This is a genomic window from Micromonospora sp. NBC_01638, from assembly GCF_045209745.1.
Taxonomy (GTDB): Bacteria; Actinomycetota; Actinomycetes; order Mycobacteriales; family Micromonosporaceae; genus Micromonospora.
On the sequence record NZ_CP109273.1, the window covers coordinates 2,946,989 to 2,973,697 of the forward strand.

A 26,709-nucleotide genomic window follows, 5' to 3' on the forward strand; every position below is an offset into this window, starting at 1 on the left:
TACCCCCTCGGCCCACCCCCTGGAGCCCGCCTTCTATGCGCCCTCGCCTGATCATGGTGTTCGCTGTCGCGTCGATCGTTTTCGGCGGGGTCCTGCTGGTCCCTGCCGCGTACGCCAAACTCGCCACCACCCCCGATCCGACCAACTCCGCATCCGCCACCCCCACCACCCCGCCGCCCGCGCTGACCCCGCCACCGCCGCCGACCCTGGCCGCCGCACCGATAGCGGTGCCGGTGGACGGCTTCGTCGCGTGGGCACTGCTGGAACGCGAGAGCGGGCAGACCGCCGGCTCGGCCAACAGTGCCAAGTCGACCAACTCCACCGAGTCGATGATCAAGGTTTGGATTGTCGCGGACTTCCTGCGCCGAACGGCGGAGGCGAACAAGACGCCCTCGGACGAACGCCTGGAACAGGCCAGCCAAGCGATCCGCTACAGCTCCAACGACTCGGCCGAAGCGCTCTACAACGCTGGCGGCCGCACAACGGTGATCAGACGGATGATCAGTCTGTGCCGGTTGACCAAAACGAGGCTGGGTACCATACCTGGCTACGCGGGCTGGTGGAGCTTCACCGAGATGACCGCCCAAGACGCGGTACGAATGGGCGAGTGTGTCAAGAGCGGCAAGGCCGCGGGTCCCAAATGGACTGATTGGTTGCTCAAGGAGATGCGCAACGTCTGGGGCACCACGGCCAAGAAAGATCAGCAGGAGACGAGAGAGGGCGGCCGGTGGGGCATCATTGACGGTTTACCGATGGAAATGCTCGAAAAGGATCCGGTCAGCATCAAGAACGGCTGGACCTCGCTCGGCTATGACGGCAACTGGCACGTCAACTGTCTGGCCATCACCAACAACTGGGTGCTCGCGGTGCAGGTGCGATACCCGGACCAGCGGGGTCTCGACTACGGCGCACGCGTCTGTGCGAGCGTCGCCGCCCAACTGGTGACCCCGCGACCGGGTGCCGCGCTGAACGTGCCCCGACCTCTGACCGGAGGCTGACCAGACTCTCGCCGAGCATCTGGGTCTGTAGGTCCCCGATGCGCTGTCCGTGTCACGTGGCAGTGTCGCGGGTCGCGCGGTCTCCTTGGGCGGGCGATGAGGCGTGGGGTACGAAGTGGGGGCTCGCGGATAGGTCATTATTGATCTTGGTGATGTGGTCGCCGTGTGGTCTCCAGCGGAAGCCAATGCGGGTCGATCCGTGCCACCCCAGGTAAACCGGGGCCAACAATCCTGGTCACAGGCCCGTCCGGTGTGATCGGCGTGTGGTCGTCGGTCCGGGCGGTTAGCCGAGCCAACGCAGGTCAACCTGGGTCACTCCCTGCCAACGCGGGTCAACCCGCAGGTCGTTACACTGACCACTCGCGCCCTCGTAGCTCAGGGGATAGAGCATCGGTTTCCTAAGACGACGCTCTATCTGTGTCTGATGCCGCTGTGCCTGCGGGTTCCTATTCTGGGTTCTTGTTAGCCGGTCGCAGCCACGCGTTGCTGTGCTCGTTTGCTGAAGATTAGCGCGGTAGCGTCGGCCCTGCTCAGCCGTTGTCGGGTGGTCTCCGGGTCCGCCGAGTGCCCCGCGCTGCGTCGGCTTGGTTGCCGCGGCAACTCGGCCCGGCGTTGTGGCCGCCTGCGCCCGCGCAGGCCGGTGGTGATGGCCGATCCCCGAGGCTCGTCCGAATTGGGTGGCCAGCGAAGGCGGGCAGCGTCGGCGTATCGCTGATCCTTCGAGCGGCCGAGAACCTTTCCGGGCCTCGTCGGCGACTACCGTCAAGGCGGGCTGGACGAGGAAAGGTGCCCTGGTCTTTCGCCGCCCTTCACTTTCTGTCGGCTCTGCCTGAAATCTCGACACACTCCCCTGCCAACAGCGTGGTGCCGTCGGTTGTGGCCGCAGTGCCTAACCAGCGCGGTGAGCTGTTGATGATCCACCGCACCGACAACAACCTGTGGGCGCTACCTGGCGGTGGCCACGACATCGGCGAGTCGGTCTCCGACACGGTGGTGCGGGAGCGCGAGGAGACCGGCATCGAGGTGGAGGTCATCGGCCTGGTCGGGATCTACAGCAACCCCCACCACGTGATGGCCTACGACGACGGTGAAGTACGCCAGCTTTTCCGGACTAACTGAGGGTGGCCGATTCCGCGAACCCCGTAACGGTCTGTGATCATCGTTCCCATTCCAGGGTGATCTTGGCCTTGCGGGGCAGCGCCAAGTAGAGCAGGCCGGTCACGGCGACCAAGGCGAGACCGCCGTGGAACTTGGTCTCGAGGCCGGGCGGGACCAAGCCGAGCACCTGGGTGAGCGACGAGGCCAACAACGTCCCGAAGCCACCGCCGGCGGCAACCTTGACCTTGCGGTTGATGCTCCCGTTGGCCTGGTCCTTCGGGGTCGTGTAGCGGTTTTTGGGCGTGCGGGAGCCATCCGCGTTCGCGGGCATGGAGAACGGTCGCGAGCGGCGCCCCCAGACTCTTCTCGCTCGTTCTCTCCGGAGGTTCGCGGGTCGCGAGCGGCGGCATCCGCCGCAGGCGGTTCGAGCTCAGCCGAACGCTGGCCTGGTCCTCGGCCTCGTTGTGGTGGGGACGTGGAGTTCGCCGGCCTGCCGGCTGGTGAAGTCTTTGCCCAACCGGTCCAACTTCCTGCGGACACGCTCGCCGAAGGCCGGCGGCTGCCCGGCCGCCGCGGCGGCCAGCTCCCAGGTCATGCCGTCGTGAACTGCGTAAAGGTCAGCGACCTCCCGCTCTCCGGGCTTGAGCTTGTCGAGGACACGGTCGATGCGCAGGTCACGGAACTCGGGCAAGCTGAGCACGAGATCCTCGATGGAGCGCGGGTCGGCCAGCGCCTCGGCCAGGGTAAGGACCACGTCGCTGTCGCTGCCCGCCTGACCCAACGGCGTGTGCAGGGACACGATGCGGCGGTGCCTGAGCTCGGTGTCGCCGATCAGTCGATGGTTGCGGTGGAGCTCCCTGATCCGCTTGAGCAGCACCTTCTTCACGTTCTCCGGCTCCGCCTTCAACCAGGCGTCCTCGAGCAGGGCCTCCTTCGCGGCCTCAATGTGCGGCTGGCCCTTCGGGAAAAGATCCAGAACCTCGAGCATGAACTCCCGGACGATCTCCTCGCTGTTCTCCTCCTGGAGGATCGCCTTGCGAACCCGGACGGCCGCCCAGAAGACCGCGCGGACCGCCAGCGCGAAGAGCGTCTCGGTCGCCGTCGACCAGTCAGGCCACCTGAATTGAGGCCACCTGATGTCGCGGACGATCGTCACGATGCCTTCCGCGATCGGCCGGATGACCTCGGTGAGGTCGGGCAGCCTCCAGCTCCAAGAGCCGACCATCGAGCTGATCTGCTGCCGCAGCTTCGCCTGGTAGGTCATGAAGCCCGAGGCCCATTCCCGCGTGTGCCGGAACGCGCCGATCAACCAACCTGCGCTGCTGGTCACCGCGTCCCGGAAGCGCTGGGGGACGCTGAACACCGGCCAGGCTGCCGCGGCGATCTGCTCCTGGATACGACGCAGCGCCTCGAACATCGGGGCCCGGACAAGGCTCTGGAGCGTCTCCTGCATCTTCTCGAACAGAGCGAGCGGGCGGACCAGACTCTGGAGCGTCTTCTGCAACTCCTCGACCCAGGCGAGCGGGCTGACCATGTCCGTGATCTGGTCCAGCACCTTCAGCGAGGGGGCTATCCCGTCCAGGAAGGATTGCCTGCCTTCGGCCGTTCCGGCCCAACCGGCGCGCATGGCTCCGCGAAGACGCGAGTCGCGGCTCGGCGTGCGACGGGCTCGGCCGGCGGCCTCGCGGGCGCTGCGGGTGAGCCGGCGGTCGATCAGCCGCCGATGCGCCCGGAAGACGGCGCTGCGGGACATCGCCTGCTGCCGGCGACGGACCACCACGACCTTGGGCGGCGACACCACGATGCGGGGCATGGCCGAGGTCATCGCGGTGGCCTGGGGGAACATGGCCGCGAGCGGGACACCTGCCCGGTTCGGGTTCGCGGCCGCCGCTCGCTGGAACGCGCGGGCCAGAGGAGTCCCCGTGCGGGCCGGCGGGGTGGGCGAGTCAGGGTTCTCGGCGGCGGCCGCGTCGTTGTCGTTCATGGTGCTCCTTCGTGTCTGGAGTGGTTCTCCTACTCATCCAGGCCGTCAGAGCGGGGTACCGGCAAAAAATCTTGGAACTTTTTTAGCCGGGCTTCCCGACGTTCGTCCAGGGCCTTCTGCCGACGTGAATTCTATGAGGTGGGGCTGACACAACCGAGGCGAGCTGGACCGCCCTCCGCTCGCCTCTCGTCCGGGGCGGCAGGAGCCTCTGACCGAGTGCCGAGACCGCTTGCTAGCGGGGGTCCCCGGGTGGCGCGATCATGCAGATCGTTGGTCGAGGCTGAGGAGAGCCGTCGAGGTGGCTGTCGAGTTCAGGTTGACCCTGGCGGGTGACCTGCCCCTGGACCACGTGGCTGATCTCGTGGCGGTGGACGCCGCCGAGAAGCCCAGGCCGAGCGGCACCAACCCGCGGCTGTTCAGTGCCCGCTTCTACGACACGCACGGGTACGCGCTGAGCATCTACTCGGGGAGTAACGGCTATTTCGACGCCGAGGGCGACGACGGTACCCGCTGGGAGTGGGAGCCAGAGACGTACGTCGACATCGACTTCTCCATGCGAGCAGACGACGTGGTCGACAAGGGAATCCCGAACATGATGCAGGCCGTGGCCCGTGTGTTGGCCGCCCGGCAGGAGGACGCGGCGCTGGTCCAGAACGGCAACTGGCTCCTGCTGACCCGCGTCGGGGGCGAACTCCGCAGACATCGGTCTACCTGGTGGAGCCACTACGGCGTAGACGGCCTCATTACCCGGTGAACCAGCCGAGCGCGGGTGACCCGCTGGCAAACGATGCGGCTTCGACCCGACGTCCCTGCGCGACGTTGAACGCCTTCCTCGACCCGTCCGTAGCTGACCCGCGACAACGACGACCGAGCCACCGCGTGGCCGATGGCGACGCGGCCGGATTCCCCGTTGGGAGGCGACGCCCGGCCGGGGGAGCGGGCAGCCCTACATGATCTTCGATGATGTGCGCGGTGTGTGCTCTCCAGCGGGTGCCAACCCGGGTCAACCGATGCCAACGCGGGTCACTACGGCCGACCGCCGGTCGCAAACCACGGTTCGTGTGCTCCGGGTGTGGTCCTGGGCTGGGCGAACAGGGGGCCGGGTGACGTGGGTCAACGTGAGCCACTCCCTGCCACCCCAGGTGAACCCCCAGGTCGCTAGACTGTGCCCTCGCGCCCCCGTAGCTCAGGGGATAGAGCATCGGTTTCCTAAGGCGACGCTCTGCTCCTGGCCGCAAGCCGATGACCTGCGGCTTCTTTGTCTTTCAGGTTCCCTGCCCCGGTCGGGTGCGCGGGTCGCTGTGATCGCCTGTCGAAGATCACATCCGTAAGCCGATGAACGGCCGGACGCGAGGTCCGGCCGTCCGCCGGATGCGTCATGCTTCGGGCGGCCGGCCCACGGCTCACGATCGCGGCGAGGGAGGTGCCCAGACCGCGCCGCCTTGGCGAACGTCGTCGTTGCCCACCGGGCCCCCGGCGTCTACATCGTGGCCGGGCGTCCCCGGCACCGGGACCGAGTCGGTGACGAGGTAACGGGTGGGGTCCTGCTCGATCAGCTCGATCTGCTCGCGACGCCAGCGTTCGAGCAGCAGTTCATGTAGCTCGACGTGTGCTCGCATCTCCCGTTCGGCCTTTTCCGCCGCGCCCTTCACACCCGCCCGGACGCGGGCGCGCTCCTCCTCCTCGACGATCATGTTCTCGGTCCTGACCCGCTGCACGTCCCGCGTCTCCCGCAGTTCGCGGATCCGCTCGTATGTGGTCACCGGCCCCAGGAAGACCAGGAGTTTCGCCAGCACCGGGAGCATCTCCAACGCGGTGATCAGAAGCAGTAGCGCCAGGTAGGCCGCACCCAACGTGCTGTCACGCCCGCGCAGGTCGTCGAGCGCGCCGATGCGGGCGAGGAGACCGTCGTCGTCGGCGAGCCGGGCGGAGAAGTCGGTCTCCTCGCGCAACCGCACGCCCTGCAGCCGATCCAGCTCCGCTCGCGCCGCCGTGAGCTCGGATCCAGCGCTGGCCTTAGCCTTCGCGCGGCTCTCGTCGAGCTTCTGCTGGGCCGCCGTCCTGGCGGTCGCCAGCGCCGCCTGAGCACTTCGCCGCTCGGTGGCCAGCCGGTCTCGGCGAGCGACCTTCTCCTTGTAGGCAGGCCCGGCACCGACTTTGCGGCTGCCGCACCGTCCCTCCTTCTCGCAGACCACAGCATTGTCGGCTTCCTCGTACGCCTTGCTCAGCCGGTCGTACTCGGCGCGCAGCCGAGCGACCGTCGGGTCGTCCTCGACGGTCGCACCGCCGGCTCCGTCCACCACCCCCTGCAACGTCGCGACCCGCTCCTTCAGCTTGGGCATTTCGGCGAAGCGCTGGTCCGCCGCGAGATCATGGGCGAACGCTTCCTGCGCCGCCCGGTGGTTGATCTCCAGTTGGGTGTCGATCTCGTCCTGGAAGACTCGCAGCACCAACGGTGTGGAGATGACGGTGCCGATCAGCAGGGCCAGCACGAGCCGGGGCAGCGCGGCGAGCAGGTTGGCGCGGGCGGTGGGGCGGCGCGCCACCCCGGCGATGAGCATCCGGTCGATGGAGAGAACGGCTAGCCCCCACAACAAGCCGCCGACAGCCGCCCACGCCGGCGGCAGGCCCACCGCGGTGGTCAGGGCGAACATGCCGGAGATCGCGGCCAGCGCCGAGGTCACCAGCACGGCTGCCCCGGTCGTGTGGTAGCGGTGCCGTTCGCTGGGGCAACTGTCGAGTATGTCGGCGTCGGCGGCAGCGAGCCACACAAAGAATCGGTGGATCACAATTCCTCCCCCGGGTCGGAAACGAGAAGAGTGACGAACGGTGGCGGCCCGTTCCGTTCCGGACCTGTGGCGACCGGATTGCGCGGCGCGACCGGGAGCGGTGCGGGTCGTGAGCGGAACGGGGCCAGGTGCAGGTCGGGCACGGGCGTGGCGACGGCCGGACCGACCGCCGACGGCGCCGGCGGCATCGGTGCGGCGGCAAGCCACGGAGGTACGGCCAGCACCGCGACCGGTGCCGACTGGGTCTCCACCGACCCGAACGGTCCGACGGCGCGCAGCCGTACCGGACCGGTCACGGTCGGCGTGAGCCGGAGCGAGCCGGAGGCGTCGTCGGTCAGCACGTCGTGTCCCGGCACGGCCAGGAGCACGGTATCTGCATATCGGGTCCGCCAGCTCACCGTGACCGGTTGACCCGCCAGAACGTACCCGCTGTCGATCTCCAGCTGGTCCACCCGAGGCGGCCCACCCCAGCGGCCCAGCTCCGTCGCCCAGTCGGCTGCTGACGGACGGGCCCGTCGATCCGCCCAGCCGTGGCTGAGGACCTGCCGGAACAGGTCGGCGACCCGGGTGGGGAGCGCGGCGAATTCGGCTCGCCACCAGTTCCGGTAAGCCCGATATGCGGGGTCGGCCGGCGGGAAGGCGGCTGCACCGGACATCGCCGACCGGAGCGTGGTCGGGGCGAGGTCGGGCAGATGGCAGTACGGATGTGTGCCGAACAGGACATGGTGGATCACGACGGCGAGCGACCAGTGGTCGGTAGAGGCGTCCGCCACCTCCGGGTGCACGCCCCACCCGTCGTACAGCTCGGGGGCGAGATGACCGTCGAACGCGGGCACCCGGTGGGCCCCGGACCGGCCGACCGCACCGCCGGCGACGCCCGTCAACACCGCCGTCGACCGGTCCGCGTCCGCCAGCACGGTGGCCGTGCTGATCCCGCCGTGGACCAGTGGCACCTCACCGAGGGCGGCCACCGCTTCGGCGACCGCGGTGGCCAGGCGCAGCCGCTCCCAGAGTGGCCGGGCGAGAAAGCCCGACGGTTCGACGGTGAGCAGCTGGCGCAGGGACGACGGCTGGTCGACGCACGGATCACCGCCGAGGAAGGCGACCCGTTCCCGGCCCGTCGCGTCCCGTACCACCCCGTGCCAGGCGGGCACGGCTGCGAAGGCGCCAGGATGCGGGTCGGCGAGCTGCTCCAGCCGTGCGTGCAGGAGGTTCAGATCTGGACCGGCTGGCTCGGCGTCTGCCCAAGTCAGGCGAGCCCGGACCGGGTGACCGCCCACCTCGGTGACTCGGTGCTGACGCCCCAGGGCATCGTCCCCGGCCGGGCCGTACCCGATCACGTCGCCAGCAGCCGGTAGCCGGGACAGCCCGACCATTTCCGCCAGTCGCGCCGATCCCGAAATCCGCCGCACGGCCTCCACCCGCGTCGTTGTGTGCGTCATCTCTCACCCCAGCACCAGGCAGGGCCGGCGGCGGCCGGCGGTCCGGCAGCGGGCCGCGATCCAGGCGGATCCCAGGTCTGGATCGTCCGGCGGGTCCGGAAGCGCCGTGACGTCGAGGCCTGCCGGCGTCGGACCCGGCCCGCCGTACGTCACGACCGCCAACTGGATCCGCGGGTCGCTGGCGATCGCCGCATGCTCCTCGCCGCCGCAGTCGCCGCCCGGTCCCACCACCGCCAGCAGATCCACAGCCCTGGGCAGCCCGTCGTCGCGTCGATCCAGGAACGACCGGGCAAGGTCGTACGCGGCGGCGAGGCCGCCGTCCAGCGCCGTCGGTGCGGGGTTCACCGGAAGCAGGCGGCGGGCGGTCGTCACGATGGCGGTCCCCGACACGGCCACCTCCTCGGGGTGCACAGCACGAATGGTCGAGTCGAACAGCACCCAGGCGAAGTGGTGGTTCGGCGCTGCGAGCGAGCGGCGGGCGCCGGTGACGACGCGGTCGACACCGGCAGCCAGCCAGGGTTGATGGGTCACGGCGGCGTCGACCAGGAACACGACGAGTTCGTGGGCGCTGCGGGGCGGGGGCGGAAGGATCACGGCAGGACTCCGTACCGTTGCACGTGGCGTAGCAGGTTTCCCATCCGGCGGCCGGTCAGCGCGGCGCGCGCGGCCCGGAAGCCACCGCCGTAGACCGGGTCCGGCGACGTGGCGATGGCCCGCCGGACAAGTCGGGCCCGGGGGTCGGACTGCCGCCGCAGCCACTCGTCGGCGGTCAGTTCGCAGAGCCCCTCCTCGACGACGGGTGACAACGACGGGAAAGCGTGCTGCCGGATCCAGACGTGCATGCTCTCGTGCGCCACGGTGGACCCAAAGTGCACCCGTGGCATGCCGGGGCACACGGTGATCCCGGTGGCGACGTCGTTCACCACATGCGTGACGCCGAGGGTGGCTGGCCCGTCCCCACGCGTCCCGTCCAGCTCGCCCTCCGTTGCCAGTCGTACCCGCACGGGCGTGCGCAGGCGGACTCCCATCGCGTGCAGGTCGGCGCGCACCGTCGGCAGGCACCGCCGGAGCTCCGACGTCGAGTGGATCCCGGTCACCCCGCAGTCACCGCAGTACCGGCCTGCGCGCGTCCCGGTCGGTGCCGCGCAGAGCCCGCACGTGGGGTCGTTCCGGTGAGCGGGGCAGAACCGTTCACCCAGGTGACTTTCCAACCACCGGGTGCCCAGGTCGAGGCCACACAGCCGGCACACATGTGGCCGTTCATCCGGCCGGGACCCAGGTGCCGTCGGCGCCACGTCGCCAACCATCCGTCGTCACCACCCTCCGCGCCGGCGCGGGTACGGCTGCCGGGTACGGCGGCAGCGATGGGCTGCCGAGCCGTTCCCGCAGGTGGAACAGCCATTGCCGGGCCTTGGGGCGATCCCCCGGCGGCCCTTCGAGCGCGGCGCGCAGCAGCGCGGTCCCGGACGGGCCGAGCACGGGTGCGGCCAGTGCCCAGTCCCTCCGCACCGACCTGCCGCGACCGGGGGCGAGGCAGCGCAGGATGAAGAGGGCCAGCTTGTACCGGTCCGTCGCCTGGCTTTGCGGTGTCGAGCCCGTGGCCCGCTCCGGTGGATCCCAGTCCGGTGTGTCCTGCTGCTTGTTGACCGCGGCTGTGCCACGTACCCGGGCCGCGTCGCAGTCGACCAGCAGCACCGACGGGGTTGGCCGCAGACGGTAGAGCACGTTACGGGCGGACAGGTCCCCGTAGACCAGGTCGGCGCCGTGGAGCAGAGACACGGCGTACGCCAGCTGCGCGCAGACGGCGATCCGCGAGCGCACGTCGCCGTCGGCCGGTACGTCGATCTCTCGCTGGCGCGCCGTCGCCGGATCGAAGATGAGGTGCTGCACCTCGCGGGGGATGCGCTCCCGGGCTCCCGAGGGTAGCGCGATGTCCTGCATGAAGTCGTCGGGAATCAGCCGCATCAGCACGCCCGCCGGCGTGCCGTCGTCGTTGACCACCACCCGCACCGGCCAGACGGACAATTCGTCGAAGGCGGCCCGGCGCTGTGACTCCATCCGGTGCCGCACCGCCACGAGATTCTGAAGGCCGGCCAGGGAGACCGACATCGACCGCAGCTTGTACTCCTTGAACACCAAGGGGCCGGGCACCGTGGTGAGTCGGTAATCGTGCAACCGGTAGATGGTGCCGTTGGCGCCAGCGTTGAGGCGGTCCCGTGCTCCGAGGCCAGCGGCGGGAACGGTGGTGGGCTCCGGAGTGACGGTCATGGCCAGCTGCCCTGCGGATCCCAGACGCCGACCACCGTCCGGTCGTCGTCGAAGCCCTTGCGGCCGAATCCGACCTGCATCGCGAAGTCGAGTGCGGACGCCGGCTCGCCGGACCAGGCCCGGGCGAGGGCCTCGCCGACCTGGCCGCTGCCGTCGCCGAGCGGGTCGCCCACCCCGTCGCTCATCACCAGCAGCACGGCTTGCGGGGGCACCATCTGCTCCCGTACGGAGAGCTTCGTCGGATCCTCGGGCAACTTCGGCAAAGCAGCAACTGCCGAGGAACTGACCTCCTGCCCGAATCCCTTGATGTCGGTCAGGCACCGCCAGTTCCGGTTGGGCTCGATCAGCCAGGCCGGCGAGTCGCCGAACCAGGCGACCTGAACTGGACGGAGGTCGTCCTTGGCGTCGGTCGCGCAGACCAGGATCGTCGCGGTTGTCGCCATGGCTTCCGCCACCCTCTCCGGGAGGAGTTTCAGCTTCTGTCGGCCCGCGGCGAGGATCAGCTGGGACAGGTGCTGGAACACCCCGTACCAGTCAGCCTGAGGAAGCAGCGCCTCCCGCCCGCTCATCAGCTGCCCGACCTGCCTGGTGGCATGGCGAGCCACCAACTGGGCGGCCCGGTGCGAGTACCGGCCGGCCGACACGCCGTCCGCGACGGTGACCACGAGCCACCTGCCGTCCTCGGAGAGGCCCAGCCCATAGGCGTCCTGGCGTGGGGTGCCGACCTGCCGGTGAGCGAGCCCGCGTGCGCTCGCGGCGTACACCGCCAGCGGACCGAGTTGACCACCGTCCAGGACGGTGTCCGGTGTGTCGAGTGTGTCCCCGAACCGGGGTTGGACCTCGGTGAAGGCGCGGCCCGGGTCGCCGATCCGCCAGGGCTGAATCGGCTGCGGTTGATCGGCCCGGGCCGGGGAAACCGGCCCCGCCGGGACCGGAGCTCCGGGCGCGACGCGGTCGTCGACCTCGATAGAAGTCCCACCGTCGGGATGGATCACCGATCGCTCCGGCGGAACGCCCGGGTGATGGCGCTCGGGCCGGGGCCGGGAGCCCCGCCTGATGCTGGTGCCCATGACATCAGACAAGTGGTCGTTGTCGAGCGTCGTCTGTGACCCGGCGCGTTGATCGAGCTCAGGTGCAGGATCGATGTCGGGCTCCGCTGCCGCGCGTACCATCGCTGTCGACGCAGCCCCGAAGTCGTCCAGATCGGACCACATGACGCGGCGACTGCCGGCCGCATCGCCCCCAGGGCTCGGTGCGGTGGGCGGCCCACCGGTGGCTGAGTGCTCCATGCTCAGCTCAGCCAGTCATCTTCGACATCCAGGTCCGCCGGCACATCGCCCGAACCGGGAAGGATCAGCCCCGAGCCGCCAGTGGCCACGCTCTGTCCGGAAGCCAGCACGGACGAGATCAGGACCTCCGTCATCGCCCGGATCGCTGCCGCTGCGTCGGCCCCGGTCTTCATCATGTAGAGCTTGCTCTTCCGGGGCGGGTGGACCAGCAGTCGCAGGACGTCCCGGTCGGCGGCGTCGACACCGCACGGGACGAACACCGGGTACCAGCGGAACCCGGTGCCGGTCTCCTTGTCGTACTCCGTGAGCGCGACGAACGCGTCCTTCCAATCGTCGGTGGGCTCTCCGTCGCTGATGAAGAAGACCGCCGGACGGTGGACCCGGTACCCGTCGCTGCGTAGCTGGGCCACGTCGCTCTCCAACTGCTGGCGGAGTAGCCGGAAGGCGGCGCCGTAGCTGGTGCCACCCCGCAGTTCCAGGCTCGGCAGGGTGTTCTGCTGGGACAGGTCACAGAGCGGAACGAGCACCGTCGCGTCGTCGGAGAAGTCGATGAGGCTGAACCGCACCTTGTCGTTGAGGATCGGGTTCTTGGCGAGTGCGTCCGCGACACCCGGCAGAATGTTCCGGGCCGCGTCGAGCTTGCCACTCTGCTGCATCGACCACGAGACGTCGACGACGAGGTAGAAGGGCAGCATGATTCCCTGGTCGGGCATTGGTTGGCTCCGTTCTGGGTCAGGTTCGGGGGTCGGCACCGGGTCCGGCGGTGCCGGGTCGGTTCACGCCGAGAGCGGCGAGAAGGTAAGCGAGCAGTGCGGCGAGCCCGGGCAGCTCCTCCGCCGGTGCGGCGTTGACTGCCTCCGACCGGTTGTCGCCGTCGATGAGCTTCTTCACCAGCAACTCCACCAGGTCCGGACGCCGTGCCGGATCGGCGTCGCTGAAGGCGGTGATGATCCTGTTGAGCTTGTGCTGGTCCTCGCCGAGCCGCCGTTCGTGGGCGCGATGCCCCGCGGACTCACGGAGACAGAGGGCCATCAGGTAGGTGGCGGTCGTGGTGATGCCCAGCCAGGCGATCATGGTGGGCCACTGCGGGTGGCTACGGTGTGCGAGTGCGCCGAAGACCAGGACGGCGAGTCCGAGCACCCCGAAGCCCACCGCCACGTGACGCCACCGGTCTGCCTGTTTGCGCTCCCGCGCCCGGGTGCCGTCGTCCACCCAGAGCTCTGCCCTGCCGATCCGGAGGCCGGCACTCAGCTGTTCGGCCTCCTTGCGTAGCTCGATGGCACGCTCCAGTTCTATGGCGTATGTGTCCCGCTCCTGCCGCAGGAGGCCGGCGACCCGATTGTCAACGGTCTCTTCGAGGGCGGCCACCCGTTGGGAGTGTTCGTCGAGCTTCTGCGCTACGAGCAAACCGCGCTGCTCGTCGTTGTCACGGTGCCGCCGCAGCGCCTTTTCGAGCCGGTCGAGCTGGGTGTCGACGCGGTCGGCCGCGTCGCTGAGCGCCCGCTGCTGTGTCTCGACCAGTAGCCGGAATCGGCGGGTGCGGGGATCGCCGTCGGGTTCCACGAGCCGGAGCATCTCGTCGACCGTCCGTACCTCGTCACTGATGCGGCGGTTGAGAGCCGCGGTGAGCGCCAGCCGCTCGCGGCGGCCGGCGGCGGCGCCGGTCCGGGCCCAGCAGAGTTCGAGCTGGTCGAGCAGGGCGCAGATCCGGTTGGTGGAGGGTGTGCTGACCAGGTCCGCAAGGGTTTCCGGCAGGCGATCGAGCACCAACACGAGCATCCCGATGCCGTCGGAGAACGCCAGCCGGTCGGGCAGCGGCAGATCCTCGGTCAGGTCGGCGAGCTGACGACGGGCGTCCGCGACACGGTGCCCGAGCGGCACGGGAGCGGCGGGTGGCATGGTGGTCACGTCACTTCAGCTGGGCCGCGGCGGCCAGCACGGCCGGTGCCTGCTGGGCGTTGCTGATGATCAGGCCGAGTAACGGCTGGACGTCTGTCGGGTCCGAGCCGTCGGCGAGCATCGCGCGCAGCTGCCGCAGGGCGGCATCGACCTGGTCCGGGTTCGCCAGCGCGTCCCGGTTGGCGCCTACCGCAGCCGCCAGCTGCTCCAGCGGGTCGGCCTGTCCGGAGCCGGTGATCGTCTGCGCGTTGTCACCGATGGCCATGGAATTGGCGTTCGCCTGTCCGATGTTGTACGTGCTCATGCTGCCTCCTGGTCTGTTCGAGGGTCAGGGTTTGCCGGCCCACGGCGGGGTGGCCGGAGGGGCCGGTGGTGCCCCGGGTGGAGCGGATCCCGTCAATTGCGCCTGCCCGCCGGCGGCGCCGAAGGCGTTCGCATTGGTGCCGATTGCCATGGCGTTGGCCAGCGCGTTCTGGATGTTGTAGTTCGTGTTGACGATGTCGGATTTCTCCTGGTTGAACTGGGTGGTGTCCACCCCGTGCTGGTCCAGGAACCGTTCGATGCCGGTGAGCACCCGCCGGCGCAGCGAGTTGAGGGTCATCTCCTCGTCCGCGTACGCGAACAGGTAGATTCGCTCCCGGTCCGCGGCGAGGTCCCGGATGCTGACGTCCGCCCCCCGGTCGAGCGCCTGGGCGCGGCGGACCCGTCGCCGGTCGGCGGCCACGGCGCGGGACCGCTCCAGGTGCAGGAACCCGATCCGGGCCAGGTCGAGCGGGCTGCGGGCGAGCAGCCGCCAGGCCGACCGGCTGGTGTCCCGCAGGGCGTACCAGAGGATCTCGCGGGTGTTGCGGGCCAGCCGGTCGAGCGCGCACATCTCCGCGCGTACCGGGAGCAGCACGAAGGCGTGTCCCTCGACGAAGAGATCGCCGGCGACCAGCCCGGCCCGGACGAAGAGGCTCACCACCAGCTCGCCGTTCCAGGAGATCTTTTCGATGCAGAGGTACGTACGGGCGTCGGGCCGCGGCTTGGCGATGCCGAGCCGGAGAGCCTTCGATGCCACGCGAGCCGAAGGCCGGTCCATCGGATCGGGGAGCAGCATCGGCACCGCCGCCACGCCCGTACCGCCGACGAAAAGCCGGTTGTGGACCCGCAGGCCAGGAATGCCGGCGGCGCGGACCGTCCGTGTCAGCTCCCGGTGAAGGTCGACGGCGTCGAACGGTACGACCTGGCGGGGGTTGCCGGCCGAGTCCTGGGCCGGCTTGGTCGCGTCCACGTCGACGACCCAACTGCCCAGCGGCAGACCACAGCCGCCGAACGGCCAGCCACCACGAAAGACGACCACATTGCTGGTCATCACCTCATCGAGGCGGCGCTCTACCGCCGGATCGGTCGGCCGGGCCAGCAGCCGCAGGTCGGGGCCGGTCGAGTTGACCCGCTGTGCACTCCGGTGCGCGTCGACCATGGTCGCCAGCACCGCCACGTACGGCAGGACGAGGCCGACCAGGACGGTGGGACCGGCGAACACGACTGCCACACCCCAGGACGGCGACCCGGTCGCCGCCACGAGGACGGCTGCGGCCAGTACGAGGGCCGCGAGGTCGGCAGTCAGCACGATCCGCATCAGCATGTTGCGCCGGTGGGCGGCCGTGGCATGCCGGACCAAGGCGATCAGGTCCACCCCGAAGGCCGGGCCGGTGGACCGCAGCCCGGGCGTGGTCAGCTCGTCGACCACGTAACGGGCGAACGGTGGCGAGAGGTGGGCGTACGAGCAGAGGTACCGGTCCACCGCAGTGGCCGTACCGCCGCCCGCGGCCGCGCCGGGGCTAGTCGTCACGGCTGCCCGCTCTCCGGCCAGCGGTGCCCGACCAGCCTGGTACGCCGTTCTGGATGACCGCTCGTGCCGATCCGAGGACGACTCCCGGCGTTGCCGGCACCGCGCCGGTCGGTCCACCCGCCTCGCCGGCGGCCGTTGAGCCATCGCGGTCCCGCCCGCGTGCCATAGCGCTGGACGGCGCGCTGACATGCTGCCTCGGCACATAGGCCCAGGCCTGAAAACTGCTCTCCTTGACGACCACCGGGATCCGCTGGAAGTCCTCCGGCGCCGGGCCGTAGCCCTGGCACACCACGGCGTCGTAGATCGCGTCGGAGACGACCACGACCAGGTCGGCGTCGGGGGCCTCGGCGATCAGTTCACGGGCTGCGGGGGCGTCCAGCAGCCGAGCACACTCGGTGAGGGTCCGTCCAGCCCAGCCTCCCTGCTCCTCCCGGTGGAGCAGGCCCATGTGAATGGCGACCCGTAGCCGGAGCCGCGACGTCTCGTTCGCGGACCGCCGGTGCAGCCGCACCTCGGCGAGAAGGTGCTCGATGAACGGGCTGACCATGACCAGGGGCGACACGGTAGCCGGGGCGTGCAGGCGGAACCCGTCACCGAGATCGGCCGGGTTGAGTGCGGCGATGTCGAGGCTCTGCCGCTTCAGTGCCCTACCGAGAATCTCGTACAGGTCACCCCGCATCTTGATCTGGAGCTGGTCGTCCCGTTCGCTGGAGCCGACGACGTCGGTGGTGACGACGGTGTGGTGCAGCGGTTGAAAGCTCATGACGCCTCCCGCGATTGCGTGCCATTGACTCTTAGCGGAGATCTCGTCAGCGCTCTGTGTACGGAGACACAGAGCAGAGCCGGTCAGACGGATCGGTCAGGCTTCGTCACCAATTAGGTCTGTCCGGACGACCGCAATCCGGGAGCGGCCGGTGCGAACGGCTCCCGATTCACGCAATCGGCGTAACTCCTTCGCCGTGGCCTCCCGGGACACGCCGGCCAGATCGGCCAGGTCCTGCTGAGCCAGTGGGATGACGGGCCGACCACAGGCGCTCTGGAACAGTCGGGTGAGACGGAGCAGCACCTGCCGGATCCGTTCCGAGGCGTCGTATGCGATGTACGCCAGCAAGCGGTGATCGGCCTCCACGGCCAGGCTCCCCATGGTCTCCATCAGCAGCACCGCGAGCCACGGATGCTCTCGTACGGCGGTCGTCACCTGCTTGCCAGGCACAGTGACCACAACGGACGGCAGGACCGCGACCATCGATCGCCGGGAGGTGCGATCCCACCCGAACTGGCTCACGATGCTGCCCGCAGGGCGGACCGCGAGCGTTGCGGTGGTGCCGTTCTCGGCCAGCCCGACCAGCTTTAGGGCACCCTCGGCGATCAGCACGATCGCGGCTGAACGTTCGTCCAGAGCCGGAAGCTCCCCGCCGGTCGCCAGATGACGCGGCCGGCCCGCTTCCTGCAGGATCCGCCACGCCTGCGGGTGCCGGGCCCGGTCGGTCAGCGGGTCCAGTGGGGACCGGCGGCCAGGCGGGTGGTTGTCCAGCCTCCAGCCGACGCCGCTTCGGGGAGCGTCGGAGGACGTGGTGTCGCGGGACGTGGAACTCATGGCAGCAGGGTGTAGGAGGTCGCGGAACCTTGTGTGTTCGTCGATCACAGCCGTTACGTGTCCGATGACACAGAGCGGCACAGGGACCGCAGCACGTCAGGCCGGACCACCACGATCCGTTGCCGGCTGGTCCGGAGCACGTCCCGCTCCCGCAGTGCCCGAAGTGTGCGGGCCGCCATCTCCCGAGAGGTGGCGGCGGCGGTGGCGAGCTCCCGCTGCGACAGCGGAAGGTCGATGACCACCCCGTCGGGTGTGTCCGTTCCGTGCCGTGCGGCGAGTTCGAGTACGCGCGCCGCGATCCGCGCCGAGCTGCTCGTCGATACGTATTCCAGTCGGTGGCGGTCGGACTCCCGTAGGTTCCGCGATATGTAGCGCAGCAGCGCAAGAGCAATCGCGGGATGTTGTGTCAATGATCCGACAAAGCGTTCGCCGTCGATGACCAAAGCGTTTACGGCGAGAAGTACGTGAACAGTGGCCGAGCGACCGCGGCCATCGACCGCGGCCAACTCGCCGAGAATGTCCCCCGGACCCCGCAGGGCCAGCAGGGCTTCGTCCCCGGTCCGCGACGAAGAGGTCACCTTCACCCACCCGTCGAGGATCAGTATGACGTGACGGGACGGTTCACCCTGGTGAAACAGGGTGCTTCGAGGTCGATAGACCCGGTGGGTGCCGAGGCGTCCGAGTGCGCCGCGGTCCTCGGGATTTAAGGTCGCCAGAAACGATTCAGGGTGTGGATGATGCTCCCGCATTAACGCCCCCCGCCTGATTGATGACGTTGACTTTTCACCGTAGGGCACGTGTGGTTTCGTGATCGTCGTCCGTCAGGTTGTTCGCGGGGGCCCGATGGGTGTCGGAGGCGGCGAAACGCTGTGGCCACTTCAGCCATTTGACACACTTCGTTGCACGACCTTGGCGTGGCAGTTCAGACCTCCACCGGAGATCGTGGCCCGTATGGTGCGCAGGAGCGGGCGGCGGGCCCGCAGACGTGGTGGGGCGGAGCAGGTTCCTTCAACCGCTGGCGCTCGTGGACCCGACGTCGTCATGCGTGTGGCGGAGCCACTCCTCTGCCAAGCACGCGAGGAACTTCGGCGAGCCGACGGAAAGGCCCTGCAGGGTTTGGCGGCGGCAGGGGCGATGGCTGTCCTCTGGTCGGCGCCCCTGCCCGACGGGACCTGGCGCCCCGGGGCGCTCGACTCGCTGCGCTCGATCAGTTGGTGGGCTGCCTGCTTGTTGTGGCTGTTGGCTGCCGTCTCCTTTGGTGCTGCGGCGTTCCCGAGGCTTGGGGCGGCCCACACCGGCAGCGTCGTCTACTTCGGCGACGCCAGCAGACTGGGACGTGATCCGCAGCGGTTGTCCGCGGCCCTGCTGAGGACCGCGGAGGGGTCCGTCGACGGACTCCTGGCCGAACTGGCCTGGACGAGTCGAACGGTGGTGCGGAAGTACCAGTTCGTTCGCGTGGGCTTCGCCGCCATCGCGCTGTCGGCCGTCGGCATGCTCGTCGCCCTCGTGTGAGCGGCGACGACCACGGCTCACCCGGCACACGACCCCGGACGCCGGTTTCAGGCTCCTGCGGTGGGTTATCGACCGAGTACGCGTACCTCGATCCTGAGCAGCCAATCATGCAAATGACCGCGACCGACAACTGATGACGAGCGGCGCTCGCCTCAGGGTCGGCAGCGATCCTGAACTGATCAGCTACGACGTCTGCGGGGCAGAGATGGACGGGCGTCCGTTGTTCCAGGCCGAAGACGAACTGGAGCACTGCTATGCGGGCCCGGACCCCGCCGTAGCTCGATCACTAAACGAGTAATTCCGAAGTCGGGTCAGTGGTCGTAGGCGATTAAGGACCTGGTCACGGGTTGGCCGGTGGCCCGATTGTGCCAAATCGCGGCGGTCATCGCCAGGAGGCGTTGCGCGACGCCTTCGATGCTGCGTCCGCCGTGCAGTTCGAGGTCGAGTTGGCCCTTCAACGTGTCGTTGACGGGCTCGATGAGCTGCCGGATCGGTTTCAGTAAGTGCTCGTCCGGGCGTGGGACGCGGTTGCGGTACGACGGTCGTAGTAACCGCACCCCGCGCTCGGCCAGCCACCGGTCCAGCTCCGCGGACACGTATCCCTTGTCCGCGACGATCAGCAGGCGTGGGCGCTCGGCTATGAGGTCGGGGTCGTGGTCAAGGACAGCCATCAGGACCTGACGCTCGTCGACCTTCGGTGTCGCCAGGGCCCAGGTGATCGGCAAGCCGGCCGGGGTGCAGATCAGATGTAGCCGTAGTCCCCAGAAGAACCGCGAGTGCGAGGTGCAGTAGCCGTACCTGGCCCACCCCGCCAGATCAGAGCGTTTCACCGTCGGCCGGGACCGGCCGCACTCGACCGGCGTCGAGTCGATTACCCAGGTGGCGTCGGTCCACAGGTCGGCGTCCGCCGCGACCACGCGGATCGCTCGCTTGAGCAGCGGCAACGCCGCACGCAACCGCTTGTTATAGCCGGACTGCCCGGGCAGGTACGGAAACGCCCGGGCAGATGTCCGGGAACGAACCGCAGCCAGCGGGCTTCGGACCGCACGCCGAGCAGGGCCTGAGCCACGGCCAGGGTGAGCAGTTCCGCATCGGACAGCCTGGCTGGCCGCCCGGGCCTACGTTGCCGTCCGAGCCAGTCGTCGATCTTCACGTAAAGTGCGGTCAGAAGGGTGTTGAGGTCGGTCGTCACACACTGATCCCCAACACCCTTCGTCTATCTCCACCACCCAGGGTCGTTAGGACTTACTCGTCTAGGTCACCGGTGTTTCGGCCGCGGTGAACTAGATGCCAGCCCTTGGGCACGTGCCCGCCAGACCGCAGAGCATGGATCAGCCGACGCCAAGCCGCCCTCACCTCTTCGGCGGGTCCAGAACCTGCACAGTCCCTTTCGCCTCCTCGAGCAGGTCCAACAACCCCCGCACCGAGGCGGGCGGCATCGTGGAGCCGGGCAGGGCATCCATGGCGCCATGCTTCCACACCTGCGCGCAACGGCAAGAAGGCTGGCCGAGTGCCCGCGAAGACCGCCGGCCAGCTCGGTGGTGAGTGCATCAATCGGGTAGCAGGCAAGTACGTGGTAGCGGGCCAGGTACGCCGCAACCGCGGAGACCTGGTAACCGCTCACAGCGGCGAGCAGCGTGTAGGTAGGGACTTGGTCGATGAGACCCTCGAACTGGTGGGTCTCGGTGAGGTGGCCGGTCTTGACTTCCACGATCGTGGCGCCGGCGAGTAGGTCGGCGACCCTCAGCCCATCGAGTAGGGCGGGACCGGCGGTTACGGGGCCGTAGCTACGCAGCGCAGCACGGAATCCGCTGAGGTAGCTGGCCCAGAAGGCGGCAAATGCTGGTCGGGCGGCACGGGTCGCGGTCCAGCAGATGGCGATGGTCCGGCGATACCGCAGCGGACCTTGCAGCGTGGCATGGGCCTCGTCCGGCGTGGTGATGGGAAGCTGTCGCAGGGCTTGTTCGAGGATGGTGAGCACGCGCGATGGAGGGCTGTGCCAGAACACCGCCGTGTCGCGCTGCGGCCCGCCAGGCTGGCGGATTGGGCACAAGTAACTCATGCGGCGTCGTCACGACCGTCATGGTCGGAATCGCGGCAGGCCGAAGTGACGGCGGGTGAATGCTGCTGGCTGATCCGGTCGCGGTGCCTACGGAAGGCAGGGGACAGAACGCCGATGATCTTCGATGATGTGCGCGGTGTGTGCTCTCCAGCGGATGCCGACCGGGGTGAACCGGTGCCAACGCGAGTCATCGCGGACGACCGCCGGTCGCAAACCGGGTTTCGTGTGCTCCAGGTGTGGTCCTGGGCTGGGAGAACCGGGGGCGGGTGACGTGGGTGAACGTGGGCCACTCCCTGCCACCCCAGGTGAACCCCCAGGTCGCTAGACTAGGCCCTCGCGCCCTCGTAGCTCAGGGGATAGAGCATCGGTTTCCTAAACCGTGTGTCGCAGGTTCGAATCCTGCCGGGGGCACCTCGATAAGCAGCCGAAACGCCATCTGAGCTGGCCATACGCATGCCGCTCAATTAGAGCAGGTGTGCAGCCGTAGGTCACCGGAAGCCGCCGTTTGTCGTAGGTCGCGGAACAGACGCGGAATGATTTTGAAGGCATCTGCCCAGGTCAGCCGACAGGACCGGGCCAAGATCCGGAACGGCGACCATCATACGGGCCACGCCACGCCGGTCAGAGCCTCAGCGATCCTGTCGTTCACGGTGGCCTCCGCGCCGTCGATGCACTTGGGCTCCGTCGGCGGGTCGCGGTCCGTGGGTGGTTGCGGTAGCGCCATCCCACCGCCGACGACCCGGGGCGAGCCGAGCAGTCCGCCGGGACCGCCAGCGTCCGTCCGTGCGTCAGGGCCGTCTTGACGTGGCGGCCCCGACAGCGGCCCGCTCCCACAAGGGCGGGTCGACGGCGACGGGATGGCGAGGTTCCGCTGGCTGGGTCAATGCCTCACCGACACGCATGCGACACGGGGCGGGTCGAGCGTCCACCCGGCCCCCCAGCTATTGGTGGGGGTCGCCAGATCTTGTCGGCGGCCGCGGGGTGGCGGCTGCGTCGATCGTTTGGGCGAGGGCCGTCAGAGTGGGTCGAGGCGGCGCTTGAGCAGGCAGAACTCGTTGCCTTCTGGATCGGCGAGGACGTGCCAGGACGCATCCGCAGGCTGACCGATGTCGACGAGTTCGGCCCCGGCTGCCAGGAGGCGTTCGAGCTCGGCGTCCTGATCGCGGTCGGTGGGGTTGACGTCGATGTGCAGCCGGGCATGCCCGTTCTTCGGCTCGTCGTTGCGGATGAGGAAGATCGTCGGCTGCGGGCCGCCGAACCCTTCGCGCGGGCCTATCTCGATGTAGACCTCCTCTTCGCGATCGAGCTCTATGAAGTCCAGGACCTCGCACCAGAACCGCGCCAGCGCCTCGGGGTCGCGGCACTTGAGCACGAGCTCACCGATACGGCATGCCATTGACGAAACCTACTCTCAGCATGGGAACTGCCGGGGCGGCCGCACGCGGATCTCATGGGCTCCCCGCAGTGAGAACAAGCTCGCGATCGTACCGGGCGAGGCGAGCGGGCTCGAATTGATTTCAGGCCCCCGCCTGGCCAGGTCGCCAGGCGGGGGCCGAGGAACACGCCGGACGCGTGCCCAGGGGTTCCATCGGCCATGCGGCCCATTCCCCGGCTCCTTTCCCTGGGAAGGGACGTGCACAGCCTCCCAGGGCTCGGGGCGTGCCCGCTGCGTGCCCGACAGCCGGGTCAACAGAGGTCAGCAACGGCATCTCCCTGCCCGGGCTCTCACTCGCTCACTGGACGACGAGCCTTATCACCAGCAGGTTCACGATGATCTGCTTGGCGATCAAGGCACCTTCCAAACTGGCGGCGACACAGGGGTGCCTACCCCTCCTCCGACACGAGGCGGTCGCCGCGTCCGGGCACCTGGGCCTACCTCTTCCGCCTGCGCGAGAACCGCAGACGAAAGAGGGGTGGGGGCCGGGCTGCGGCAGGAGCAGCCCAACCCGTGACCGTCAGTGCCAATGGTGGACCAGGTTCACGGCTAGTGCGGCCACGGCCGTGGAGAAGAACACCGCCCATCCCACAAGCTGGCGGGAACCCACCCGCAGGTGCGCAATGAGCGCACCGACGAAGTACAGCACGAGGCCAGCGGCGGCAAGTGTCCCCAGCAGTGGCACGGCGAACCCGGCCAGCAGCCCCAGCGAGCCCGCTGCCAGCAACATGCCCAACACCGGTACCCACGACCGCGGCAGGCGCTTCATGTCTGCTTGGGCCTTCGGATAGTCGTGGCCGATCAGGTAGGTGACGGCGGCGATGCCGGTGAAGACCGCGGCGAGGATGGTGACGGTGATGTAAGCGGCGTACATGGGCCCCCCTTGTGGTTGTCTGCCTCAAGGACGGGCTGGCCTCGCGGAATGTTACGTGCGGTGCTGTGAACTGAGGCACAGGCACAGGCACAGGCACAGGCGCGTGCCGGGCCTGGTGTCGCTGATCGGGCCGGCGGGCGTGGGCTAGGGGGAAGCACAGCCCACGCCCGACCGGTGGCGCCGGGGACGTGTCGGCCGGTCAGAGGAACTTGTACATCTCCTCGGAGGCGGCCTCGGTGTCCTTGGCGGGCGGTGCGGTGACCGAAACCTGCTCGCCGAAGCCGTTCATCTTCATGTCGGTGACGAGATCACCCAGGCTCTTCGTGGCGATCGTGTAGGACAGGGCGGTGAGCCGGCCGTCCTTGTCGACGGTCGCCTCGAAGGGGATCGCCTTCGGGTCCTTCGCCAGCTTGGCGGTCGACTCAAGGCCCGCACGCGTTCCGTCGGTGCCGGCGGCCTCTGCCGCCTTGCCCAGGTCGGCAGTGCCGCTGTATTGGCCGGGGCTCACCTCCTGCGCGGAGACGACGCCGCCGATGATGCCGGTCTGCGACTTCATGTCGAACGACTGGCGCAGGGAACTGGTCGGCTTGAGCTTGCTGAGGTCGATCTTCATCCACGGCTTGTCGCCGTTGAGGGAGTCCGACTTGATGTAGGCGACGTCGCCGATCAGCCGGGCCTCCATCGGTCCCGGGGCCTTCCCGGTGACCTGGATCGCCTTGGCAGCGGGGTCCATCTTGCCGGTGAGGTTGATCGACTGGTTGCCGGCCTTGACCGAGGCGTCCATGGTGACCGTGCCGGCGAGGCTGCGATCCATGCCTTGCCGGACGGCGACCGCCGGCTCGAGTTTGGACATCGTGGGGGCGGCGGCGGAGGGTGCGCTCGCCGCCGGCTCGTCGGAGTTGGTGCCGCAGCCGGCCAGGAGGGCGGCGGCGAGGGCAATCGAGAGGGTAGGGATCAGTCAGGCGAGACCCTAACGGGCGACCGCTACCCGGTTTCCGCGAGTGCGGTGGCGCCGCGCTGGTCAGAGCGTGGCAACCGCACGTATCAGTCCGCCGGCAGCTGGTCGGCTCGGGTGAGCACTTCGTCGATGAGGCCGTACTCCCGCGCCTGCTCGGCGGTGAACCAACGGTCCCGGTCCCAGTCCCGCTGGATCTCGTCGAGCGTCCGTCCACTGTGCTGAGCGATCAACTCCTGCATCGTGCGCTTGACGTGCAGCATGTTCTCCGCCTGGATGGTGATGTCGGAGGCGGTTCCGCCCATGCCGCCGGACGGCTGATGCATCATGACCCGCGAGTGCGGCAGCGCGTATCGCTTGCCGGCCGCGCCAGCGCAGAGCAGGAACTGCCCCATCGAGCCGGCGAACCCGAGCGCCAGCGTGGCCACGTCGTTGCGGACGTAGCGCATCGTGTCGTAGACCGCCATCCCCGCGCTCACCGACCCGCCCGGCGAGTTGATGTAGAGGTAGATGTCCCGGTCGTCGTCCTCGGCGGCGAGCAGCAGGATCTGCGCGCAGATCTGGTTGGCCGACTCCTCCGTCACCTCGGTGCCGAGGAAGACGATGCGCTCGCGCAGCAGCCGCTCGAAAACCTGATCACCGAAGGACGGCTGTCCGCCATCCAGCATCCGTACGCCGTACCCGATCATGTGCCGCCACCTTCCACCGTGCCGGCGGGCGGTGGGGACCGCCCGGTGGACCGGCCCATCCAGCGTGCGTGCGACGGCGGTGGTTGGCCCAGTGATTCTGCCGCCGGCAGATCCGCCGACGGCAGAACCGCGCGGCCTACGCGACGGTCAGCCGCCGCGCACCCGCCCGGGCCCGCGCGCAGCCCAACAGAGCGGCGGTACGCGGACCGGGGCGCGAGCCACCGGCGGAGGCCCTCGCCCCGACGCACAGGGTCGGCCCGGCCGCCCCCGGCCCCCGATCCAGGATCGGCCTGCTCGTCCTCAGGGTGTGCTGGCTGGCGTGGCGTCGGGCCAGCTCGACGTGGTCCCGCCGCGTCAGCGCGGCCCGCGGTGCCCCCGGAATGCGCGGCTCGATTCGGCGCAGATCGTCGCGGGCCTCCTCCAACAGGTCGGAGAGGCGGATGCCGAGCGCCCGGCAGATCGCCGCGAGCACCTCCGAGGAAGCCTCCTTGCGGCCCCGCTCGACCTCGGACAGGTAGGGCACGGAGACCCCGGCGGACGAGGCCACCTCACGTAGCGTGCAGCCCTGGCTCTGGCGTAGCCGGCGCAGCACTCCGCCGATCACTCGTCGCAGTAACGACATACGGACCTCACCCTCGCGGTCGGGGAACACCCCATCATGCCCGTCCCCGGCGTTCCCGACCGACCCGTGCGGGCCCGCGCCGTTCGACGGCGCGGGCCCGAGGCCTCACGGGTGCAGGTGGGTGTGCCAGGCGGTCGGCTCGGCTACCAGCGTGATCGCCGGGAACAGCGCGCGGGTGCCGCAGGACCAGCACCGCGCGGTGGCGCGGCGGCAGGTAGTCGGCTGCGGGGACGGTCCGCGGTGCAACCCGGACCTGCGGTGCAACCCGGACCTGCGGTGTGCGGCGTACCCGCTATGTTGTGGGCGTGCAGGCGACGGTGGGGGAGCAGGTTCGACGGTGATCCATTTTCCCGCGCAGCGCCGGGGGCCGCTGAGCGCGCTGAGCCTACGGCTTGCCGCCGCCCTCGGCCTGGTCTTCGCCGTGGTCGCCGTGGTCTACCTGGGCCGGGACGGCTACCACGATGCCAACGATGACGGCCTCACCCTGCTCGACTGCTTCTACTACGCGGTCGTGTCGCTCTCCACCACCGGCTACGGCGACATCACGCCGGCCGCGCCGTCGGCCCGGCTGGTCAACGTCCTCTTCATCACCCCGGCCCGAGTTATCTTCCTGATCATCCTGGTTGGCACCACCCTGGAAGTTCTGACCGAGCAGTACCGGACCGGCCGTCGCCTGTCGCGGTGGAGGAGAAGCGTGAAGGACCACGTCATCATCTGCGGCTACGGCACCAAGGGGCGCAGCGCGGTCTCCGCCCTGATGGAGAACGGTCTGGACCGGTCGCGGATCGTGGTGGTGGAGCGCAGCGCCGCCGCCCTGCGGCAGGCCACCTCCGCCGGGCTGGTGGCGATCGAGGGCTCGGCGACCCGATCGTCGGTGCTGAACGAGGCGCACGTCAAGAACGCGAAGGCCGTGATCATCGCGACCGACAGTGACGATGCCTCGGTGCTCGTCGCGCTGACGGTACGGCAGCTCACCGCTGGGCAGGTTCGCATCATCGCGGCGGCACGGGAGGCGGAGAACGCCCCGCTGCTCAAGCAGAGCGGCGCGCACCACGTGATCGTCTCCTCGGCCACCGCGGGCCGGCTGCTCGGCCTGTCCACTTCGGCGCCGCCGTTGATCGACGTCGTGGAGGATCTGCTCACTCCGGGCCAGGGCATGGCGCTGGCGATGCGTTCGGCGGAGCGGCACGAGGTGGGTCGCTCGCCGCGTGAGCTGGAGTCGTTGGTGATCGCCCTGGTGCGGCGGGGCAAGGTGGTCACCCTGGCCGACCGGGCCGGCGCGGTGATCGAGACCGGCGACATGCTGGTGCACGTGCGCGACGACCGCCCCCAGTCGGCTACGACGGCCTGACCGTCGCGTCG

Annotated in this window: 24 protein-coding genes, 1 tRNA gene and 2 pseudogenes; 6 read left to right on the forward strand and 21 right to left on the reverse strand. The window is 69.1% G+C overall.

From position 1 onward, the window contains the following. Positions 1 to 35: 35 nt before the first annotated feature. Together OG811_RS13955 and OG811_RS13960 are read left to right on the forward strand one after the other, a co-directional pair. Positions 36 to 998: a hypothetical protein gene (locus OG811_RS13955; RefSeq protein ID WP_406074701.1), complete on the forward strand. Its 963-nt coding sequence runs from the start codon at positions 36 to 38 to the stop codon at positions 996 to 998. Between the two features lie 816 nt (positions 999 to 1,814). Beyond that, positions 1,815 to 2,105: pseudogene (locus tag OG811_RS13960) on the forward strand (NUDIX hydrolase); the annotation flags it as partial. A 49-nt stretch (positions 2,106 to 2,154) separates the two neighbouring features. On the opposite strand, the gene OG811_RS13965 reads toward OG811_RS13960, so the two are convergent. Both OG811_RS13965 and OG811_RS13970 read right to left on the reverse strand, forming a co-directional pair. Continuing rightward, positions 2,155 to 2,427: a hypothetical protein gene (locus OG811_RS13965; RefSeq protein ID WP_406074702.1), complete on the reverse strand. Its 273-nt coding sequence runs from the start codon at positions 2,425 to 2,427 to the stop codon at positions 2,155 to 2,157. A 99-nt stretch (positions 2,428 to 2,526) separates the two neighbouring features. Then, the gene (locus tag OG811_RS13970; RefSeq protein WP_406074704.1) at positions 2,527 to 4,080 is read right to left on the reverse strand and encodes a hypothetical protein; all 1,554 of its coding nucleotides are present in this window, start codon (positions 4,078 to 4,080) and stop codon (positions 2,527 to 2,529) included. A 298-nt stretch (positions 4,081 to 4,378) separates the two neighbouring features. Between OG811_RS13970 and OG811_RS13975 the strand changes: the two genes are divergently transcribed. Then, positions 4,379 to 4,834 (forward strand): SitI3 family protein, encoded by a 456-nt coding sequence (locus OG811_RS13975; protein ID WP_406074705.1) that lies wholly within the window; start codon positions 4,379 to 4,381, stop codon positions 4,832 to 4,834. Between the two features lie 649 nt (positions 4,835 to 5,483). On the opposite strand, the gene OG811_RS13980 is transcribed toward OG811_RS13975, so the two are convergent. The 13 genes from OG811_RS13980 to OG811_RS14040 all read right to left on the reverse strand — a co-directional run bounded on the left by OG811_RS13980 (position 5,484) and on the right by OG811_RS14040 (position 17,947). Further along, a complete protein-coding gene (locus OG811_RS13980; protein ID WP_406074706.1) occupies positions 5,484 to 6,869 on the reverse strand; it encodes a DUF4407 domain-containing protein in 1,386 nt (461 codons plus the stop codon). Then, positions 6,866 to 8,311: a hypothetical protein gene (locus OG811_RS13985; protein WP_406074708.1), complete on the reverse strand. Its 1,446-nt coding sequence runs from the start codon at positions 8,309 to 8,311 to the stop codon at positions 6,866 to 6,868. The genes OG811_RS13980 and OG811_RS13985 overlap by 4 nt, the downstream gene beginning before the upstream one ends. A gap of 3 nt (positions 8,312 to 8,314) precedes the next feature. Further along, positions 8,315 to 8,905 (reverse strand): hypothetical protein, encoded by a 591-nt coding sequence (locus OG811_RS13990; protein ID WP_406074709.1) that lies wholly within the window; start codon positions 8,903 to 8,905, stop codon positions 8,315 to 8,317. Further along, positions 8,902 to 9,408: a protein DA1 gene (locus OG811_RS13995; RefSeq protein WP_406074710.1), complete on the reverse strand. Its 507-nt coding sequence runs from the start codon at positions 9,406 to 9,408 to the stop codon at positions 8,902 to 8,904. Before OG811_RS13995 ends, OG811_RS13990 begins: the two co-directional genes overlap by 4 nt. A gap of 163 nt (positions 9,409 to 9,571) precedes the next feature. Next, positions 9,572 to 10,579 (reverse strand): hypothetical protein, encoded by a 1,008-nt coding sequence (locus tag OG811_RS14000; protein WP_406074712.1) that lies wholly within the window; start codon positions 10,577 to 10,579, stop codon positions 9,572 to 9,574. Beyond that, entirely contained in the window at positions 10,576 to 11,574 is a 999-nt protein-coding gene (locus OG811_RS14005) for a protein phosphatase 2C domain-containing protein (RefSeq protein ID WP_406074713.1), read from the reverse strand. Before OG811_RS14005 ends, OG811_RS14000 begins: the two co-directional genes overlap by 4 nt. A 296-nt stretch (positions 11,575 to 11,870) precedes the next feature. After that, positions 11,871 to 12,581: a vWA domain-containing protein gene (locus OG811_RS14010; protein ID WP_406074715.1), complete on the reverse strand. Its 711-nt coding sequence runs from the start codon at positions 12,579 to 12,581 to the stop codon at positions 11,871 to 11,873. A 19-nt stretch (positions 12,582 to 12,600) separates the two neighbouring features. Then, complete coding sequence (locus tag OG811_RS14015) at positions 12,601 to 13,776, reverse strand: hypothetical protein (RefSeq protein ID WP_406074717.1); 1,176 nt, start codon at positions 13,774 to 13,776, stop codon at positions 12,601 to 12,603. A 1-nt stretch (position 13,777) separates the two neighbouring features. Then, entirely contained in the window at positions 13,778 to 14,071 is a 294-nt protein-coding gene (locus tag OG811_RS14020; protein ID WP_406074718.1) for a hypothetical protein, read from the reverse strand. Between the two features lie 24 nt (positions 14,072 to 14,095). Continuing rightward, complete coding sequence (locus OG811_RS14025) at positions 14,096 to 15,601, reverse strand: hypothetical protein (protein ID WP_406074720.1); 1,506 nt, start codon at positions 15,599 to 15,601, stop codon at positions 14,096 to 14,098. After that, positions 15,591 to 16,364, reverse strand: coding sequence for a hypothetical protein (locus OG811_RS14030; RefSeq protein WP_406074722.1), 774 nt, complete (start codon positions 16,362 to 16,364; stop codon positions 15,591 to 15,593). Before OG811_RS14030 ends, OG811_RS14025 begins: the two co-directional genes overlap by 11 nt. 96 nt (positions 16,365 to 16,460) lie before the next feature. Further along, on the reverse strand, positions 16,461 to 17,198 hold the full coding sequence (locus OG811_RS14035) for a Crp/Fnr family transcriptional regulator (RefSeq protein ID WP_406074723.1): 738 nt from the start codon (positions 17,196 to 17,198) through the stop codon (positions 16,461 to 16,463). Between the two features lie 53 nt (positions 17,199 to 17,251). Further along, positions 17,252 to 17,947: a Crp/Fnr family transcriptional regulator gene (locus OG811_RS14040; protein ID WP_406074725.1), complete on the reverse strand. Its 696-nt coding sequence runs from the start codon at positions 17,945 to 17,947 to the stop codon at positions 17,252 to 17,254. Positions 17,948 to 18,332: 385 nt separating this feature from the next. Between OG811_RS14040 and OG811_RS14045 the strand changes: the two genes are divergently transcribed. Beyond that, entirely contained in the window at positions 18,333 to 18,710 is a 378-nt protein-coding gene (locus tag OG811_RS14045; RefSeq protein ID WP_406074727.1) for a Pycsar system effector family protein, read from the forward strand. Positions 18,711 to 19,021: 311 nt separating this feature from the next. On the opposite strand, the pseudogene OG811_RS14050 reads toward OG811_RS14045, so the two are convergent. Further along, positions 19,022 to 19,902 (reverse strand): annotated as a pseudogene (locus tag OG811_RS14050) (IS982 family transposase). Between the two features lie 1,208 nt (positions 19,903 to 21,110). Between OG811_RS14050 and OG811_RS14055 the strand changes: the two are divergent. Continuing rightward, positions 21,111 to 21,183: transfer RNA gene (locus OG811_RS14055), tRNA-Arg, on the forward strand. Between the two features lie 604 nt (positions 21,184 to 21,787). On the opposite strand, the gene OG811_RS14060 is transcribed toward OG811_RS14055, so the two are convergent. The 5 genes from OG811_RS14060 to OG811_RS14080 all read right to left on the reverse strand — a co-directional run bounded on the left by OG811_RS14060 (position 21,788) and on the right by OG811_RS14080 (position 25,347). Further along, the gene (locus tag OG811_RS14060; protein WP_406074729.1) at positions 21,788 to 22,168 is read right to left on the reverse strand and encodes a VOC family protein; all 381 of its coding nucleotides are present in this window, start codon (positions 22,166 to 22,168) and stop codon (positions 21,788 to 21,790) included. Between the two features lie 559 nt (positions 22,169 to 22,727). After that, on the reverse strand, positions 22,728 to 23,081 hold the full coding sequence (locus OG811_RS14065) for a DoxX family protein (protein WP_406074731.1): 354 nt from the start codon (positions 23,079 to 23,081) through the stop codon (positions 22,728 to 22,730). 199 nt (positions 23,082 to 23,280) lie between these two features. Further along, on the reverse strand, positions 23,281 to 23,934 hold the full coding sequence (locus OG811_RS14070; protein WP_406074732.1) for a hypothetical protein: 654 nt from the start codon (positions 23,932 to 23,934) through the stop codon (positions 23,281 to 23,283). Positions 23,935 to 24,125: 191 nt separating this feature from the next. Beyond that, a complete protein-coding gene (locus OG811_RS14075) occupies positions 24,126 to 24,725 on the reverse strand; it encodes a ClpP family protease (protein WP_406074733.1) in 600 nt (199 codons plus the stop codon). A 136-nt stretch (positions 24,726 to 24,861) separates the two neighbouring features. Continuing rightward, on the reverse strand, positions 24,862 to 25,347 hold the full coding sequence (locus OG811_RS14080) for a helix-turn-helix domain-containing protein (protein WP_406074735.1): 486 nt from the start codon (positions 25,345 to 25,347) through the stop codon (positions 24,862 to 24,864). Positions 25,348 to 25,684: 337 nt separating this feature from the next. Between OG811_RS14080 and OG811_RS14085 the strand changes: the two genes are divergently transcribed. Continuing rightward, positions 25,685 to 26,698, forward strand: coding sequence for a potassium channel family protein (locus OG811_RS14085; protein ID WP_406074737.1), 1,014 nt, complete (start codon positions 25,685 to 25,687; stop codon positions 26,696 to 26,698). Positions 26,699 to 26,709 lie beyond the last annotated feature (11 nt).